The sequence below is a fragment of the Xylanibacter ruminicola Ga6B6 genome, from assembly GCF_000687715.1.
GTDB classification, from domain to species: domain Bacteria; phylum Bacteroidota; class Bacteroidia; order Bacteroidales; family Bacteroidaceae; genus Prevotella; species Prevotella ruminicola_B.
Window position 1 is genome coordinate 37,284 of the sequence record NZ_JHXD01000008.1, and the last position, 15,384, is coordinate 52,667.

The window sequence follows — 15,384 nt, forward strand, 5'->3', positions numbered from 1 at the left end:
TATGTCGTTCTAATTGCATGCAAAGATACGCATTTTCGGGCACTAAGCGCTCATTTTTACACATTTTATTACTATTATCCTCTTAATGTGTGTTAATCCTTGTGCGGTTTCGTAATCTTTTTGTACTTTTGCACCCACGAACAAAACAATTTAAAATAGTATGAACTACATTAAAACTACTCTACTGGCAGCCATCATTGGCCTCATGCCTATCGTACCAGCTAACGCACAAAGTGACAAGGTACTGAAAGAAAAGAATCCCGAGTTTTTCAAAACCGAAGAAGCTCGCCGTATCGGCGACCAGCTACTGATTTGGCAGCGCAACACGGGCGGCTGGCCCAAGAACGTCGACATGGTGACACCACTCTCCAACCAGCAGCGCGAGGTGATCATCAAGGATAAGCAGGTGACCGACGACTCGACAATCGACAACGGTGCTACCACCATGCAGATGAACTTCCTGGCGCGATTGTATCAGCAGACCAAGGATGAGCACTATCGCGAGGCTTTCAAGAAGGGTGTAAACTACATTCTGGATGGACAGTACGAAAACGGCGGATGGCCACAGTTCTGGCCAACCCAGCGCGACTATCAGGTGCAGATAACCTACAACGACGATGCTATTGTGAATATTCTGACCATGATGCGCGACATACTGAATGGTAAAGAGCAGTATGCCGGATTAAGCGACGAGAAGCTGAACGCACAGATCGAAAAGTCGTTTAAGAAAGGTATTGAATGCATTCTGAACACGCAGATAAAGGTTGACGACACGCTGACCGTTTGGTGCCAGCAGCACGACCGCAAGACACTCTACCCTACTTATGCCCGCGCCTACGAGCTGCCATCATACTGCTCGATGGAGAGTGCCGGCATCGTACGATTCCTGATGAGCCTGCCCCACCCCGACGAGCGAGTACGCCGCTCGATCAACAGCGCTATGGCTTGGTTTGAGAAGAATAAGATTACAGGCTACCGACTTGTGAAGATTGGTAAGAAGGGGGAACCAGGAGCCGACACCCGACTGGTACCCGACCCCAAAGCCGGTCCACTATGGGCACGATTCTACGACTTGCTAAACTGCCAGCCGTTTGTATGCGACCGCGATGGCATGCCCCGCAAGCACCTTTCGGACATCGGCCCAGAGCGCCGCAATGGCTACAGCTGGTACAACGACCGCCCAGCAACGCTGTATGAAAAGTACGAAAAATGGAAAAATAAGTGGGAAAACAAGAAAAAGTAACCAAAAAATTTGGTTAGTTCAAAAAAACCACGTACCTTTGCACCCGCATTCGGCGATAACGGCTGGGTGCAAGTCGAAAACGGATCGGGATTTAGCGCAGTTGGTAGCGCACACGTCTGGGGGGCGCGAGGTCGCTGGTTCGAGTCCAGTAATCCCGACAGAAAGAAAGACGGAAGTAACTGATAATCAGCTACTTCCGTTTTATTTAATCACCTTTTTAATCACTTTTTGGTTGCTTTTGTATTTCACGCAAATGATTATCCTCATTTCACGCAAATCCATTACCAGACCATTATTTTGCCTTTTTTTTCCTTAATTCAATACATTACTCACTTTTTTTGTGTATCTTTGTAGCCGTAATAAGTAACAATCATATATGGCTAACAAGAATCTCAATGCAGCGAAAGAGGCAAAGAAGGATGAGTTCTACACCCAGCTGGAGGACATCAACAATGAACTGCGTCATTACCGTGAGCATTTCAGTGGTAAGACGGTATTGTGTAACTGCGATGACCCACGTATATCGAACTTCTTCACATACTTTGCCTACAATTTCGAGTTCCTGGGCTTGAAGCGACTTATCACGACATGTTATAAGAACCAGGATATGGACCTGTTCAGTCAGAACAAAAGCGAGCAAGCCATTTATCTTATCTACGATGGCGACAAGAACGGCAACAACATTCCAGACCCAGAAGAGATAGGCATTCATCCACTTAAAGGAGATGGAGATTTTCGTAGTCGTGAGTGTATCGAACTTCTAAAACAGGCAGACATTGTGGTAACGAATCCACCATTCTCACTCTTCCGTGAGTATGTGGCACAGCTGATGGAATATGACAAGAAGTTCTTAATTATTGGAAATCAAAACGCTGTGACGTATAGAGAGGTATTTCCTCTAATTATGGAGAATAAGATTTGGCTGGGTTATAAATCTGGAGATATGGCATTTAAAGTTCCAGCGGATTCAGAGCCACGAGCCATAAGATACTGGCAAGATGAAACAGGTCAGAAGTGGCGTAGTATGGGTAACATCTGTTGGTTCACAAACCTGGATATTGAAAAACGTCATGAAGACTTAATCCTCTATAAAAACTATAGCTGTGAAGAGTATCCTCAATATGACAATTACAAGGCGATTGAGGTTAGCAAGACTTCAGAAATACCAGGTGATTATGATGGCGTTATGGGTGTCCCTATAACTTTCCTGGATAAATATAATCCAGAACAGTTTGAAATTATTGGAGCTACTGAGAATGAAGCTACAGATAAAGTGAAGGCTTTAAGAATACCTGGTTTCATTAAATATGATAGACCATATATTAATGGTATAAGAAAGTATGCAAGAATCCTCATTCGCAAAAAGAAATAGATATGGAAATTAAACTTCAATCAATTCAAGTGCGTGACCTGGTTGCGGGTTATGTTAATGATGTCAATAAAGGTGTGTGGGGCTATGGCAGTAGACTTGACATCAGACCTCCGTATCAGCGTGAGTTTCGATATGAATTAAAACAAAAACAGGCAGTTATAAATACTATTCTTAAAGGATTTCCACTCAATATTATGTATTGGAGTGTGGTTGGTGATGGCAGATACGAAATGATAGATGGTCAGCAGCGAACATTAAGTATATGTGAGTATCGTTACCATGACTTCCATATCGTTGACCCAGAACGTGGTACGCTGTATTTCGGTTCGTTAACTGATGAAGAAAAGGAACGCTTCTTAGATTATGAACTATCGGTTTACATTTGTACTGGCACTGATAAAGAAAAATTAGACTGGTTCCGTGTTATTAATATTGCTGGTGAACGTTTGCTTGACCAGGAACTCCTCAATGCCATTTATGTTGGTCCATTTATAAGTGATGCACGTAGTCACTTCTCTAAAAATGGATGCCCTGCTTATAAGATAGCAAGTGATTTGCTCAATGGTAACGCTATAGAACAGGCTTATTTGTCAACCGTATTGCACTGGGCTGCTCGTCGAGATGGAATTAAAGATGTAAGCGAATATATGTCGCTGCATCAATACGATGCCAATGCCAACCAGCTATGGGCTTACTTTTCGGCTGTAGTGACATGGGTTCGTTCTACGTTTATCAAGTATCGTAAGGAGATGAAGGGACTGGATTGGGGCATGCTTTATGATACTTACCATGAACAGATATACGATACCGCCGAGCTTGAACAACGAATTCACGACTTGATGGAGGATGACGAGATAATGAAGAAGTCTGGTATCTATAGCTATGTTCTCAGTGGCGATTTGCGTGACCTCTCGTTTAGAACCTTCGACAAGAAACAGAAGCGTGAAGCCTACGAACGACAAGGTGGTATCTGTCCTCTTTGTGGTGGGCACTTTGAACTGGAAGAAATGGAAGGTGACCACATAACCCCATGGAAAGAAGGTGGCGTTACAACCGCAGAAAACTGCCAGATGTTATGTAAGGATTGTAACAGAAAGAAGGGGGCAAAATAGCATTCTAATCATCGAATTCAACTGGGGTAATGGATATAGAGGAAAAGATAGCCGCAAAGATAGAACAGTTACTGATTCTGGGTGAGATAGACCCTTCTACAATTGAGGACATTGAAGAGAAGGTAGGTATCAAGCTGAATCTTTCCAATGAGCAACTGACAATGGCAATGGCAGTCTTTAAAAATCGGCAAGATTATCGTAATATAAAATAAGGTGCGCTAATGGCACACCTTACAAACCTATTTCTTTTGAGAATTCTGCTTTGACACGTTGAACAGTGCTCATGCCACGACCTGTTAACTTCGCCGTTATTCTTATGCTGTAGCCTTTACGTAAGTAGCTAATAACGTCTCTGTATTCTTCCAGTTTCTTCTCCTTGGGCTTTCTATACCCCTTATTGCCAAACAAACCGCCATTGGCTTTGTACAAAGCCCTGCCAGTCTGGAGTCTGTAGACAATTTGGTCACGCTCTATGCTCCCAAGCTCGGATAGAAGTGTGCATATAATACTTGCTATAGGATTAACCTTACCATCCTCCTGGAGTGTGTAAAGTCCAAGGTTATGGATGTAGACTGATACTTTTGCTTCATGCAGCATTTCCAGTGACTTTAACACCTGTAGAGTGGACCTTCCCAGTCTGGTGAGTTCATGGATAGCAAGTATCGATACTTCGTGTTCTACACAGTAATTGAGGCAATCCATCAAAACCTGGCGTTGTTCATTCTTCTTTGCACCAGAGATATGCTCTTCATAAGTACCCTTGATAGCATAACCATTGGATTCACAGAATTTCTTCAAGTCCTCAACTTGTCTGGTTGTACTCTGTCTATCACCTTCCGATGAAACTCGGCAATATAAGCAACATGTTTTCTTCATTTCCTAACTCGTTTACGTTTAACTAGTGTATTCTAATCAGTCAAAGATTGTAATGGTTACGATTTTACATCATATTCAATTCACTTTTGATATTGTTTAGAATACGTTTTCTTTTGGTTACATAAAGATGAATCATCCTACTCCTAGAATACCTTAACAAGTGATTCCCATCTGAAGCTTTTCCAGGCAGAAGCCTCGCAATCCCAGATAGCTGTAGTAGCATAGAATTCACGAGTTATGCCTCTTCCGTTGATGTGACGGCTGCATAATGCAGGATTAGTAGTTGCAAACATTTCTCTCATACTGCCATCCTTCTTTTGGAAGATGAAGTGTGCCACGCCGTTAGCTAACTTCTGCTTCAACTGCTCTATAAGCATAGCCTTTGCAATTCCCATTTCAAGAGAACCTGTGCGCTGTGCAATAACATTGGCTCTTGTGACTGTCATGTCCTTAACTGCGATTGTTGAAATAATGGTCTGTGTCATATCTGTATCTCCTATTAATTTATTTTTGAACTTCTGATTACTTATGCTGCCTGATTGATAATATTCATCAACTCTGCTTCTTTAGCCAGGAAGCTTTCCTTGTTGCATCTGTTGTGAACTAACTGGTATTTAGCAATCCAGAGGTCTCTAAGAGCCTTGATAATAGCTGCATTATTTATTGTAGCAACTAACTCGACGAATGTTCTCATTTCATTATAAGCATTACCGTATGCAGGATTTGTGTAATTTGCCATGCACCAGTACCAGTCATGTCTATTCATTACCTGGAGTGCTGTCTCTATTATGTTTGTCGTCGTTGCCATATCTTTTACAATTGTTTTGTTTGATACTGCAAAGATATTGCAAATATTCAACATTTGCAAATATTTGACGTTAATTAAAGTTAAGTTTGTGGCAAATGTTCAACTTTTGCAAGAAAATAGTTATCTTTGCACCAAAAACAGAATTATGAAGAAGGAAAGAACTGTTATTCATGTACAGTTTTTGGCTACGGGGGAGCACCATTACTTCGGTAGTGTAGCTAACGTATACGAGTTTTTCTCCAGTGAACAGATAGGCATAGGCTATCCTTCACTACGAAACTATGGCTTGTCCCAGGAACATCCATACGAAAACAAAAAAGTCATAATAAGAAAAGGAAAATTGCTGTCTAAGCTATCGAAGGTCAGTAATGACAAACAGGAAGAATGAGCCTTAGATATGGTTTTCACTCCATTTGTTTCAGCCACTTTCTAACGCAGCTCTCACTCTGCCCTACAATTCTGGCAATCTCTCGTTTAGCTACGCCGTCATGGTATAATGCCAGTATCTTTTCCTTTTTACTATCCTTAGACATATTCCAGTAGTCTGTTTGGTTAACCACATCTATTACTGGTTTTAGTTTTGGATTAGGGACTTTCTGATTATCCAAAAACCGAATGGTAGTATCCTCTTTGCATCCTCTATACCAAACAAACCACCCGTACTGAATCATGTTTCCTCCTGCATACCTCGCAAACTCGCCGTTCATCGCAATTGTAATACGCCTGGTGAACAGGTACAGCTTTGTAGGAGGACAGAAGTAGAATTTTGTGATGTAGATGACAGGAAAGAGCATAGCGACTTTGTTACGGCACAGGTCTAACGCCCTCATCAACATCGGTATTGTATGTGTGTATGGAACATTGGTGACTATATCACATTCGCCACGAAGACCTTCAATCAAAGTGTTGTTGGTATCCAGAAAATCAATACCTGGAGTGCCATAACCATAGTCGAAGAGGTCAGTGGATGTCACCTCATAGCCTTTCTTTTCCAGCACTTTTGATATGTATCCATCGCCACAGCAAGGTTCTAGAATTCTGTGGTGAAACCTCTCTGCCTTCAGCAATAGGGTTGTCGCTGCAGGAGACGTGGCATAGTAGTCTTGCTGCTGTTTGTTCTCCTTGTCGCTGGGGTTGTGACCTATTAAGAATTTCGTTTTGTCATTCATGCTGCAAAGATAACATTTTCCATTGAAACGCCCAAATATTTATTAAAATATGTGCGCACAGTGCGCATTGTCATTTCTCATATTTGAAGAAGAAATACACGCAAGAATCCCTTTTATATTGACCATGAAACAACATAAAATCCCCATAAATAGGCATTTCTAAACACGTAGAGGCTGTTTTGATATAACTACCAAGCGTGGAGGCTTAGAGTTAAAACGAGGCTTGTGGTGTCGCCGTTTCTATCAGAAATTAACATCCTCGACGTAGGTGATACCCGTCTGCAAATACTCCAGTTCTGCTGTAGTAAGTTCGCTGTGGTGCTCTATTAGCCAGGCAATGAATTTGTGCTTCAGCATTACCTTCTTGGCTTTGTTTTTCTCACCCTCGTATCTCGTGACCAGGGCTTCATACTTAGGTCTAATATCGTGGTCTGAAATCATAGTTGTAATTTCTGGATTTCTTCTCTTATTATTCTGGTTAGACACTCCATCAGCTCTGGCGACTTCAGAAACTCGCCCATCGATAACGGTGAAGCCTGCTGGTTCACTTTCAATGCTTGTCTAACCCTCTCCTGGTATTGGAGGTGTGATTTAGATTGCTTCAAGCGGGTCTCCAAACTATGGTGCCGCCCAGCCATCGGGTTCAAAATTCCCTTGTGGCTTGGTCTTGTTGGTGTTGCGTTAGTGTTGTTGTCCATATTTTTATGTGAATTTGTAGTGAAAGTAATTCTCTTCTTATAATAAATATTGTTGATTCCAGAAAACAAAAGAATAGTTGTGTATAAAATTTGTTTTTCTCGTTTTTTTTATATATCTTTGCATAAATCGGTGTTAATCTATTGATAATCTAATAGGTCATATTACTATTTATATGTGATGGACTTGCAACCCATCTTCTACAATGGGAGGGTTCCTCGAACACCTTTCATCCCTCCCGTTGTTTTTTATGGACTAAAAGGTGTTTGAAGAGGAAATAATGAAAATAATGAAAGGTGGAATATGGATTTACTACTTAGTACAAAGCCGTACCAGGTAAAGCCTACTGGTACAGAGATTGAAAATATGAGGTTTCATGAAGTGAATTTAGATGTGCTTGAGTTTGCTGAAAGAATCAAAGAAGGGTACTCGTTTACTGCAATGATGAAGGATAATTGGAGAAGTTTGGCTAACTTTGAGTTTACAGAGTTGTTGGTGTACGATATAGACCACTCCGATGTGCCTATGGATGTATACCTACAGAACTTGATAATCAAACCGACAGTTAGCTATACCTCGCCCAGTAATACTGAAGGTGATTACAGGTATCGTCTCGTCTATCTCCTGGATAAACCAATACTTGATGTCAACAGCTATTACAGATATAACAGGTCTTTTGAAGACCAGATGAAGTTGACACATGTGGATTCACACTCTTACGAGGTTGAACACTATTGGAATGGTAGTTATAACTGTTCAACGGCTATCAGTGATACAGTGCTCTCTCTGGATGATATTGTCGTCAATGAGGGGTATAACAGACCTCATAGTAAAAGTGCAAACCAAACAAATATAGGGGATGATAGGCATATTAGTTTGAGTTGCACTTTCATCAAGGACTTCTACAGGATGCGAAGGATAGACTTCATTGAAAAGTATAAGAACGAATTCGTGAATTTGGAGCATACACCACTTGACTATGATGACGATATGCCAATGGTTAAATACCCAGACAATTACTTCGAAGTATGGAGACCCTGGCAAACTGTTAATGGAGAAACCAGGAAGATTGCCGATGGTGAAGGGAGACGCAAGACACTGTACGAAAATGGCATAACCAGGAGGAAAATCAAGCCAGACCTTACGTTTGAGAACCTGCTATATAACTTGACCTGGGAGTTCGAGTATTACTACATCAATAACGGCAATGTAATAGACAAGAAGACATTATTCAATATTGCTAAGACAGTCATGAAGGAAGACATCTACGAGAGTAATCTAGGTAAGCCAAGGTACAAGTCATTCGTCAATAGCAAATTCGGTGCAAAGCATGGTCTGACTAAGAAACAGGTGATGGGTATTGTTAATAACAAGAAACAGCACATTGGAGAATTCTACGACACCTCTCTAAGCGACGATGAAAACATTAAGGTTATGAATGAATATGGTCTCTCCGTCAAGAAGAGAACATTGCAAAACTGGAAGAAGGAAAATGGCTTAACCAGACCATACAAAAGGAGAGCATAGTACGAGTTGCAGGCATTCTGAGGACTTCGGGGCGTATGGATGATATGTTTGTATTCCGACGACTTTGATGCCCTCAGATGCATTGAGAATGGCTGTGACGTGGTATCGTATGTACCAGTGACTTTGTCATCATGGAGGGGTCCAGAAATACAGATAAAATTTCCCCAGAATTTTTTTACGCAACTGTTCTGTGAAATGGTGAATCGATAATTCACAGAATTGTTAGAGGTTACATAGCATACCCCATATCAAGTGCCCCCTATGGTATCACAAGTTTCTTTTCTTGATTTTGTGACTGACTGCATATTCCAGCCAGTCTTTTTCTTTTATTAGATACTTGTCCTTCTTTCCTGTAATCTCTTCTGTTTCCAGATTTCCATTTCTAATAGCGTGACGGATTGCTGAGGCTGTAAGATTCCACTCAGCTTCAATCTCTCGCACGTAGTAGGTTCGTTCTGTCTCGGAATACTTGTCCCACTTTCCATTATCCTGGGCTATATCCTTCTGGGCATCCCGTGCTATGTGTTCAAGCTGCTTGGATATTATCTCAAAATCCTTCTTCATTGCTAAGATAAATTCTTTGTCGTAGAAACTATTGTCTAAACCAGAAAGAGCACCATAGAATGCACGATTAATGTCTGTAACTCCAAGCTTCTTGCCTGGATTTGCTTTATGATACATAAAGTAATCTCTGAAAAACGCCGTTAAGTCAGAATCGGCGTAGGTTTTGTTTTCATTGTCTGCCATAATAATGTGATTTTAAATTTCAATTTTCTTTGTTGCCTCCTGCACCTCGGGAGCGAATTTTTCGACGTAAATATCCATCGTGGATAATTTTGTATGACCAGACATATTCATGACCTGGTACGCCGACACGCCCTTAGAAATCAAAGATGATATAAATGTTCTACGTGCTGTGTGTGCAGATATTTTCTCTCTTCTCATAACCTTACCTTCATCAATCCTTCCTAAAACAAACCTGTTCGCAGAAATCTCGTCTTCGTACAGTCCCTCGTTTTCCAGCATCTCCTTTAGAATTCTGTTAAACGCTTGGTTGGAATAGTGTCTGAACTTGTAGTTGTATTTCTTGGCTATTTCCTGTGCCTTAGCAGTGAGTTTGAACTCGATTTCTACCTTAGTTTTATGTGATATGTATGAAAGGTTGTAAGAGCCGTCTCGCTGTTTAAGAAAATTTTTATCATCAAGGAGTAGTAAATCAGAAAAGCGTAGTCCAGTTTGACATAAAAAAACAAAGTAGTTCCTAACGGTGTCATGGGCTGGATTCTTCAGCTCCCGATAATATAACTCCTTTACTTCGTCCAGAGACAAAACGATAACTTTAGTATTACTATGATAAGTAATTCGGTTATTCATTATTAGGCTGTGTATAGCCTCATCACCATAATATGCTTTAATGAATGCAGCTAGGTTCTCCAAGCGTTTATTGATAGTCTTGTTGTTCATATCACCCTTGCATCTGTATTTGTGCTCTTCAGAGTCGATATGTTCTACTGCTAACCACTCTTTAAAGTCATCCAGGAACTCTTCAGTGATGTCACTACGATAATACTGCCTCTTAGTATCATACTCGTAATCCTCTAATGCGTTGGCTGATGAGATATAATCCTTCATGGTAGGATGTAGTTTCCTGGTTTCACCGTTCTTTAAATCCTCTGTATGCTTCTGTTGGTTCTTAATTTCGTTGTATTTCCGAAAGTCTGGTAGGAGTGCGCCGTCAGTGGCTTCAGAAATATCGTTGTTGGCTTGTGGCTTATTGAGATAGTCCTCTATAACCTCGTTATTCAGAACTTTATCTGGAGCATCATAGAGAATTCTACCAATGGCATTGTCAATCCTCTCCTCCAGTTCATCCATCTGTTTGTTAAGACTCTCGTGGTTCTGTTCTGTATAGGTATCTTTAACCCTCAAATTCCTGGTAAGAAATTTCTGGTCAATCTTACAGAGCTTGTATCTGACGACACCGCTTTTTCGCTTGAAGTAGGCAACCACCTTACCTTGAAAGTATTTTCTTGTTACATGTTTTAGTGCCATGTTACTATCTATCAATTTGCTTAATCACCATTTTAATCACCATTTCGTGTACAAATATACAAAAACAGATTATTTGACGCAAATAGTTTGACGCAAATTAACAATATAACATACTGATTTATAGTTATTTAAACTACAAGTCATTTTCTCCAGTAAACACGAAATAGAGTCCAGTAATCCCGACACAAAGAGCGAGAGAATCGAAAGATTCCCTCGCTTTTTTGTTTTGTATTCCTTTCGCGATTAGTACTTCTTGTTGTTATCAATCAGGAAGTGGAAGTTCTCACCATCCACGGGGATATCAAGAATCAGGTACTGCGTATGAACGGATTTAATAGCAATAAAGCCCTCGTGCTCCTCGCCATCAAAGATGGTGTTGGCCCGCCAATAGCCTTCGCTAATACGTGCTTTCTCAAGCTGACGAGCATCTTCGGCATCCTGTATGCGACGATCGCGACGTACATCATTCCAGTATTCGGTTCGCTTATCATTTGTACCAATACTCTCTACGCCAGCCACAACCAACTCGCCAATAAAATCACTCCACCACATCGTTTTGGTTCGCTTCTTACTATACTTCTCAGGGGTGTAAACCACCAGCTCATCTTTGTCGAAACCTAAGGTATCGCCCTTAGCTAAGAAGCGCTCTGTACGATAGCGAACCGACTTCGAGTTAATGCCAGGGATAGCATAGGCATATGCCTTAATCTTCTTAGGTTCGAACACAAAGTCGTGACCACTCTCGTTGATAACAGTAATGTTTGGTTCAAAGATGCCGCCCTCGGTTGGATCCACCACCACATGTATACCATTGTGCGTGCAATAAAACACATGGTGATCGTTCTTAACGAAAGTCTTGTACTCCTTCGTATCCTGCTCGGCCATAGCGCCTACACATACAAATGCCATTAATAGGCTTGAAATCAGTTTCTTCATAATTAATGTTAGTATTTAATTTGTAATTTTGCTGCAAAGGTAATCATTGTTTGGCAAAAAGATACAAGAAATCCCCTACCCGATGGTAGGGGAATCCCTATATTTTTTTAACGACGGCCCATGCCTGTGAATCGTCCCATTCCAAAGCGTACTGGCATCTCGTACTTTGTTCTTACGGGTTTGCCATCAACCTTTCCAGGCTTCCACTTTTTGGGCATTTCAGTCAGCACACGGATTGCTTCATCCTGAAACAGCTTACCAAAGTGCTGCTTCAGTTCCTCCACAGTCATCCCAAGCTTTTCGGCCTTTTTCTTCGCATCGAAGAATTGCAGGGTCGTATTTACAGGTGTGATATTGCTTAGTGAACCATCTTTTTCTACGATAAAAGTGGTAAGCACCTTAGCATCTACCATCTCTTTCTCAGCCTCTTGGGGATATCTGATGTTGTTGAGCAGATACTGTACTACAGAGCCCATACCACTTTTATACTTAGGCAGTGTGCCCACCTTAAACAACTGCTCTGGCTCATAATAAGTTGTATCATTATCCAAAGCCTGTGCCTTAGCTCCCACCATCATCATAGCGAGAGCGGCTGTAATAATTAGTTTATTCATACAATATGTTTTTTAAGTTCTCACTTTTTGTTTCGGTCCAGTTTTTAATTATCTGAAAACCGTCGACAAAGATAATACATTCCCTCAACCCCACCAAATATTTCGCCAAAAACTTGCAGTTATTTTTGAATAGTTTTTACACACAGTAAGCGATCTATGCGATTGCAGTAATGTTTCTGCCAGATAATCGCAAACAATCTGCCAGATAGCTTACGGCTCGTTTTTTGCTACCTCGCGAGGAAAATTTTGTTCCCTCACGAGGGAATTAATTTTTCTATTAATAAGCGATTTGTAGCGTTTGAACGGGCTAAACGACACGTTTACGGGGCGCAAATAATACGCTTGCGAAAGTTATTTACAACCATCAACACCATCGCGGTTGGGTAGAGTACAACGAGGAGTTGAAAATCTACGTCAAAACCCAGACGTATTACGAAAAACATGCGGCGTGAACCGCATGTTTTTTTATTGCCATACCACGTGACAATCGCGACCGCTCGCCCGAAGAGCGCTCGCTACCAGAGGGACGCGAGAAATGACAGTGGCATTTTCTGCACGCCCTTACTTCACCAGATCTTTAAAGAAGAAGAAAAATATGGCGGCTGCTATAACGGTTTTGTTTTTGGTGCCCTCGATGTAGCCAATGGAACTGTAGTTCGAGGCTTTAACGTTGCCGTTCTGGAAGTAGCCCAGGGCGCTGTAGTTCGAGGCCTTAATGGTGCTGCCGTCAAAATAGCCGATGGTGCTATAGTTATTGGCCTTAACAGTACCGTTCTTATCAACATAACCGATGGTGCTGAAGTTTGAGGCTTTAACGGTGCCATCGGGCTCTATGTAGCCAATGGTGCTGTAGTTTGAGGCTTTAACGGTTTTGCCATCGATATAACCCAACGTGCTATAGTTGTTGGCCTTGATGGTAACCCTCTGACTGGCAAACTCCTTCTTCTCGGCCTCCTGGCGGGCGGCACGTTCCTCCTTCTCTTTGGCAGCACGGGCCTTAGCCTCTTCGGCACGCTTAACCTCGGCCTTCTTCCAGCCCTGAACCTGATTCTTTGATATCAGCGCACCATGGAAGATATAGGCTACCAGCAGCGGACTAACATGGCCCTCGAGCTGTCCGAAATCGGTACCATAGCACGAGGCACGCAGCTTGGTAACGCTACCTATCACCTCGCCATCCATCGATACCTCGTTGGTCTTGGTATCAAGCTTAATCGTACCCAGGTTAGGACTCTCGATGGTGCCATCGTTGCTGATAGAGCCCTTGGGGGTACCGTTCAAGCTGGTAAACTTACCTGTGGCAGGGTCGAGGATGTACTTAACCTTCTGGCCGGCAAACTCGCCCTCATCGTAAGTCTGATTAAAAGTAATCTCGAGTTTAACGGGGTCCCATGCGCCGATGGGGGTGTCACCCCATTTGATAGTGATAGGCTGGCCGCTCTCGGCTGCCTGCGGAATGGTGGGTGTGATGGCTGCAGCGGCCTTAAGAACAGAGTCTCTACGCTGCTGTGCGGCATCCTGCGCCTTCTCCTGCTTGGTTTTAATACCTGCGGCTTTGCGCGCCTTGTTAAGCAGTCCGCCCCACTGAGCTTGAGCTGGCGTGCTGCATGCAAACATGGCCACTAAGGCCAGTGCAATGAATGAAGTTTTACGGTTCATAAGTAAATAATAATAGTAATGGGTTATAGATTAAATAAAAAAATTAATAGCACTTGATGCGATACATAAAGCCCAGCTCAATGCGGTTGGAGTGCTTGCCGCCAAGGGCCGACTCGTTGCTGTAGTTGACGTTCTGTCCCTGATAGGCCAGGAACACACGCAAATCCTGCGTTTTATCGGGATAGTACTCAATAGCGCCTGCCCATCCGATGCTTTTGCGATAGTTCTTATAGCGCTCAACCTGCTGCATCGAGGCTGTTTCGTAAGTACCCTTCAGCATCAGGTTCCACTGGGGAGCAAACTGCCAGTTAAGCTTTGATATCCAAGTATGGTAATGCACTTTTCCACAATGAAGATTCATTGGTTCATAGGGCTGATATACCAAATTATTGATAGGATAACCATACTCATAGTAATATATCCGGGGCTGAAATCTGTCAGCCAAATCTTCGGTGGCGATACCCAAACGATCCAGATCGTCGAACTCGGCCATATAATCCACATACCACTGCAGCTGTGGCAGATTAAGCTTCTGACCCAGGGTAATCATACGCGAGTACTTGCCCTTTGCCTCCTTCTGAATACCCCATGCCCAGCGTGTTTGCAGCTGATTATCGAAGAAACTGCCATTCCAGTTGGCAATAAACGTGAGCGGATGGTTGGCCCGCTCAAGGAGGCGGTAATCACCATTATCGATAACCACTATCGCATCGGCACCATAGTAATCCTCGAGCGAGCCATTGTGGGCATCGCTCGCCATCAGCGCAAACTCCTGCGTTGGCACAGGTTTCAGCGAGAGTGTTACACCGGTTTGGAATATCTCCATGTGATCGAGCATATCAGAGTACTGATACACAAACATCGGGTTGGCATCGTACTCGTAACCGCCCCAAATCTGACTCATTTTTCCTGCCATCAGCGTTACCTTATCGCTGAAGCTATAGCCCACCATCGCAATATCGGTGGCTTTCGAGAAATTATCAGAGCCCTGCGCATCGTTCCTGCGGTTTAAGCGGTGGCGCAAGCGATAAAACAACTTATCGGTAAGGTTACCCTTCAGTTCCAGGCGCAACTCCTTGTTAGCAAAGCGGGTTTGCCACGAGCTGCCTGTGGCCTCGCGAGCCTGGGCGCTGGCGGCATAGTTAATGTAAACATCCAGCATATCGTGCTTCTTCTCAACCTTTGCCAGGCGCTCCATCAGGCTCTGGTAGTCGCCATCCTCACCACCCATACCGGTGTTTCCGCCTTGTGCGTGGCCCGCTAAGGCCACGCATAACAAGGCAAATGATAATAGTGCTTTGTTCATGATATATCGTAATA

At 42.7% G+C, this 15,384-nt stretch carries 17 protein-coding genes and 1 tRNA gene; 7 read left to right on the plus strand and 11 right to left on the minus strand.

Annotated features, from left to right (window positions below; all coding sequences use genetic code 11):
- The first annotated feature begins 160 nt into the window (after nucleotides 1–160).
- From pelA to T500_RS0106650, 5 genes are all read left to right on the plus strand, one after another.
- Nucleotides 161–1,243 carry a pectate lyase gene (gene pelA / locus T500_RS0106630; RefSeq protein WP_028907457.1) on the plus strand — a complete coding sequence of 361 codons (1,083 nt, stop codon included), beginning with the start codon at nucleotides 161–163 and terminating at the stop codon, nucleotides 1,241–1,243.
- Nucleotides 1,244–1,328: 85 nt separating this feature from the next.
- Nucleotides 1,329–1,401, plus strand: a tRNA-Pro gene (locus tag T500_RS0106635).
- Between the two features lie 218 nt (nucleotides 1,402–1,619).
- Nucleotides 1,620–2,615, plus strand: coding sequence for an adenine-specific methyltransferase EcoRI family protein (locus tag T500_RS15355; RefSeq protein ID WP_036908690.1), 996 nt, complete (start codon nucleotides 1,620–1,622; stop codon nucleotides 2,613–2,615).
- Nucleotides 2,616–2,617: 2 nt separating this feature from the next.
- A complete protein-coding gene (locus tag T500_RS0106645) occupies nucleotides 2,618–3,727 on the plus strand; it encodes an HNH endonuclease family protein (protein WP_028907458.1) in 1,110 nt (369 codons plus the stop codon).
- A gap of 29 nt (nucleotides 3,728–3,756) precedes the next feature.
- Nucleotides 3,757–3,939: a hypothetical protein gene (locus tag T500_RS0106650; protein WP_028907459.1), complete on the plus strand. Its 183-nt coding sequence runs from the start codon at nucleotides 3,757–3,759 to the stop codon at nucleotides 3,937–3,939.
- Nucleotides 3,940–3,958: 19 nt separating this feature from the next.
- Here T500_RS0106650 and T500_RS0106655 read toward each other — a convergent pair whose 3' ends face one another.
- The 3 genes from T500_RS0106655 to T500_RS0106665 all read right to left on the minus strand — a co-directional run bounded on the left by T500_RS0106655 (nucleotide 3,959) and on the right by T500_RS0106665 (nucleotide 5,411).
- Complete coding sequence (locus T500_RS0106655) at nucleotides 3,959–4,603, minus strand: recombinase family protein (RefSeq protein WP_028907460.1); 645 nt, start codon at nucleotides 4,601–4,603, stop codon at nucleotides 3,959–3,961.
- Nucleotides 4,604–4,746: 143 nt separating this feature from the next.
- Nucleotides 4,747–5,049 (minus strand): SH3 beta-barrel fold-containing protein, encoded by a 303-nt coding sequence (locus T500_RS0106660; RefSeq protein WP_196243482.1) that lies wholly within the window; start codon nucleotides 5,047–5,049, stop codon nucleotides 4,747–4,749.
- 80 nt (nucleotides 5,050–5,129) lie between these two features.
- Nucleotides 5,130–5,411, minus strand: a complete 282-nt coding sequence (locus T500_RS0106665) for a hypothetical protein (protein ID WP_028907462.1) — start codon at nucleotides 5,409–5,411, stop codon at nucleotides 5,130–5,132.
- Nucleotides 5,412–5,556: 145 nt separating this feature from the next.
- Here T500_RS0106665 and T500_RS0106670 point away from each other — a divergent pair, with 145 nt between their 5' ends.
- Complete coding sequence (locus tag T500_RS0106670; RefSeq protein ID WP_028907463.1) at nucleotides 5,557–5,799, plus strand: hypothetical protein; 243 nt, start codon at nucleotides 5,557–5,559, stop codon at nucleotides 5,797–5,799.
- Nucleotides 5,800–5,815: 16 nt separating this feature from the next.
- Here T500_RS0106670 and T500_RS16345 read toward each other — a convergent pair whose 3' ends face one another.
- Entirely contained in the window at nucleotides 5,816–6,580 is a 765-nt protein-coding gene (locus T500_RS16345; RefSeq protein ID WP_028907464.1) for a hypothetical protein, read from the minus strand.
- Nucleotides 6,581–6,823: 243 nt separating this feature from the next.
- Nucleotides 6,824–7,021, minus strand: a complete 198-nt coding sequence (locus tag T500_RS0106680) for a hypothetical protein (protein ID WP_028907465.1) — start codon at nucleotides 7,019–7,021, stop codon at nucleotides 6,824–6,826.
- Between the two features lie 558 nt (nucleotides 7,022–7,579).
- Here T500_RS0106680 and T500_RS0106690 point away from each other — a divergent pair.
- The gene (locus T500_RS0106690; protein WP_028907467.1) at nucleotides 7,580–8,803 is read left to right on the plus strand and encodes a hypothetical protein; all 1,224 of its coding nucleotides are present in this window, start codon (nucleotides 7,580–7,582) and stop codon (nucleotides 8,801–8,803) included.
- Between the two features lie 267 nt (nucleotides 8,804–9,070).
- Here T500_RS0106690 and T500_RS0106695 read toward each other — a convergent pair whose 3' ends face one another.
- The 6 genes from T500_RS0106695 to T500_RS0106720 all read right to left on the minus strand — a co-directional run bounded on the left by T500_RS0106695 (nucleotide 9,071) and on the right by T500_RS0106720 (nucleotide 15,370).
- A complete protein-coding gene (locus tag T500_RS0106695) occupies nucleotides 9,071–9,550 on the minus strand; it encodes a hypothetical protein (protein WP_028907468.1) in 480 nt (159 codons plus the stop codon).
- 12 nt (nucleotides 9,551–9,562) lie between these two features.
- Nucleotides 9,563–10,855 carry a tyrosine-type recombinase/integrase gene (locus T500_RS0106700; protein WP_028907469.1) on the minus strand — a complete coding sequence of 431 codons (1,293 nt, stop codon included), beginning with the start codon at nucleotides 10,853–10,855 and terminating at the stop codon, nucleotides 9,563–9,565.
- A gap of 243 nt (nucleotides 10,856–11,098) precedes the next feature.
- Nucleotides 11,099–11,791, minus strand: coding sequence for a hypothetical protein (locus T500_RS0106705; protein ID WP_028907470.1), 693 nt, complete (start codon nucleotides 11,789–11,791; stop codon nucleotides 11,099–11,101).
- Between the two features lie 107 nt (nucleotides 11,792–11,898).
- Nucleotides 11,899–12,405, minus strand: coding sequence for a hypothetical protein (locus T500_RS15365; RefSeq protein WP_139294870.1), 507 nt, complete (start codon nucleotides 12,403–12,405; stop codon nucleotides 11,899–11,901).
- Nucleotides 12,406–12,966: 561 nt separating this feature from the next.
- Nucleotides 12,967–14,064: a 5-fold beta-flower protein gene (locus T500_RS16350; RefSeq protein ID WP_051611932.1), complete on the minus strand. Its 1,098-nt coding sequence runs from the start codon at nucleotides 14,062–14,064 to the stop codon at nucleotides 12,967–12,969.
- A gap of 43 nt (nucleotides 14,065–14,107) precedes the next feature.
- On the minus strand, nucleotides 14,108–15,370 hold the full coding sequence (locus T500_RS0106720) for a porin (protein ID WP_028907471.1): 1,263 nt from the start codon (nucleotides 15,368–15,370) through the stop codon (nucleotides 14,108–14,110).
- Nucleotides 15,371–15,384: the final 14 nt, after the last annotated feature.

Bases quoted from the DNA above. Each gene is read 5' to 3' on its own strand.
- pelA (WP_028907457.1), top strand. From the start codon at position 161: ATGAACTACATTAAAACTACTCTACTGGCAGCCATCATTGGCCTCATG.
- T500_RS15355 (WP_036908690.1), top strand. From the start codon at position 1,620: ATGGCTAACAAGAATCTCAATGCAGCGAAAGAGGCAAAGAAGGATGAG.
- T500_RS0106645 (WP_028907458.1), top strand. From the start codon at position 2,618: ATGGAAATTAAACTTCAATCAATTCAAGTGCGTGACCTGGTTGCGGGT.
- T500_RS0106650 (WP_028907459.1), top strand. From the start codon at position 3,757: ATGGATATAGAGGAAAAGATAGCCGCAAAGATAGAACAGTTACTGATT.
- T500_RS0106655 (WP_028907460.1), bottom strand. From the start codon at position 4,603: ATGAAGAAAACATGTTGCTTATATTGCCGAGTTTCATCGGAAGGTGAT.
- T500_RS0106660 (WP_196243482.1), bottom strand. From the start codon at position 5,049: ATGACAGTCACAAGAGCCAATGTTATTGCACAGCGCACAGGTTCTCTT.
- T500_RS0106665 (WP_028907462.1), bottom strand. From the start codon at position 5,411: ATGGCAACGACGACAAACATAATAGAGACAGCACTCCAGGTAATGAAT.
- T500_RS0106670 (WP_028907463.1), top strand. From the start codon at position 5,557: ATGAAGAAGGAAAGAACTGTTATTCATGTACAGTTTTTGGCTACGGGG.
- T500_RS16345 (WP_028907464.1), bottom strand. From the start codon at position 6,580: ATGAATGACAAAACGAAATTCTTAATAGGTCACAACCCCAGCGACAAG.
- T500_RS0106680 (WP_028907465.1), bottom strand. From the start codon at position 7,021: ATGATTTCAGACCACGATATTAGACCTAAGTATGAAGCCCTGGTCACG.
- T500_RS0106690 (WP_028907467.1), top strand. From the start codon at position 7,580: ATGGATTTACTACTTAGTACAAAGCCGTACCAGGTAAAGCCTACTGGT.
- T500_RS0106695 (WP_028907468.1), bottom strand. From the start codon at position 9,550: ATGGCAGACAATGAAAACAAAACCTACGCCGATTCTGACTTAACGGCG.
- T500_RS0106700 (WP_028907469.1), bottom strand. From the start codon at position 10,855: ATGGCACTAAAACATGTAACAAGAAAATACTTTCAAGGTAAGGTGGTT.
- T500_RS0106705 (WP_028907470.1), bottom strand. From the start codon at position 11,791: ATGAAGAAACTGATTTCAAGCCTATTAATGGCATTTGTATGTGTAGGC.
- T500_RS15365 (WP_139294870.1), bottom strand. From the start codon at position 12,405: ATGAATAAACTAATTATTACAGCCGCTCTCGCTATGATGATGGTGGGA.
- T500_RS16350 (WP_051611932.1), bottom strand. From the start codon at position 14,064: ATGAACCGTAAAACTTCATTCATTGCACTGGCCTTAGTGGCCATGTTT.
- T500_RS0106720 (WP_028907471.1), bottom strand. From the start codon at position 15,370: ATGAACAAAGCACTATTATCATTTGCCTTGTTATGCGTGGCCTTAGCG.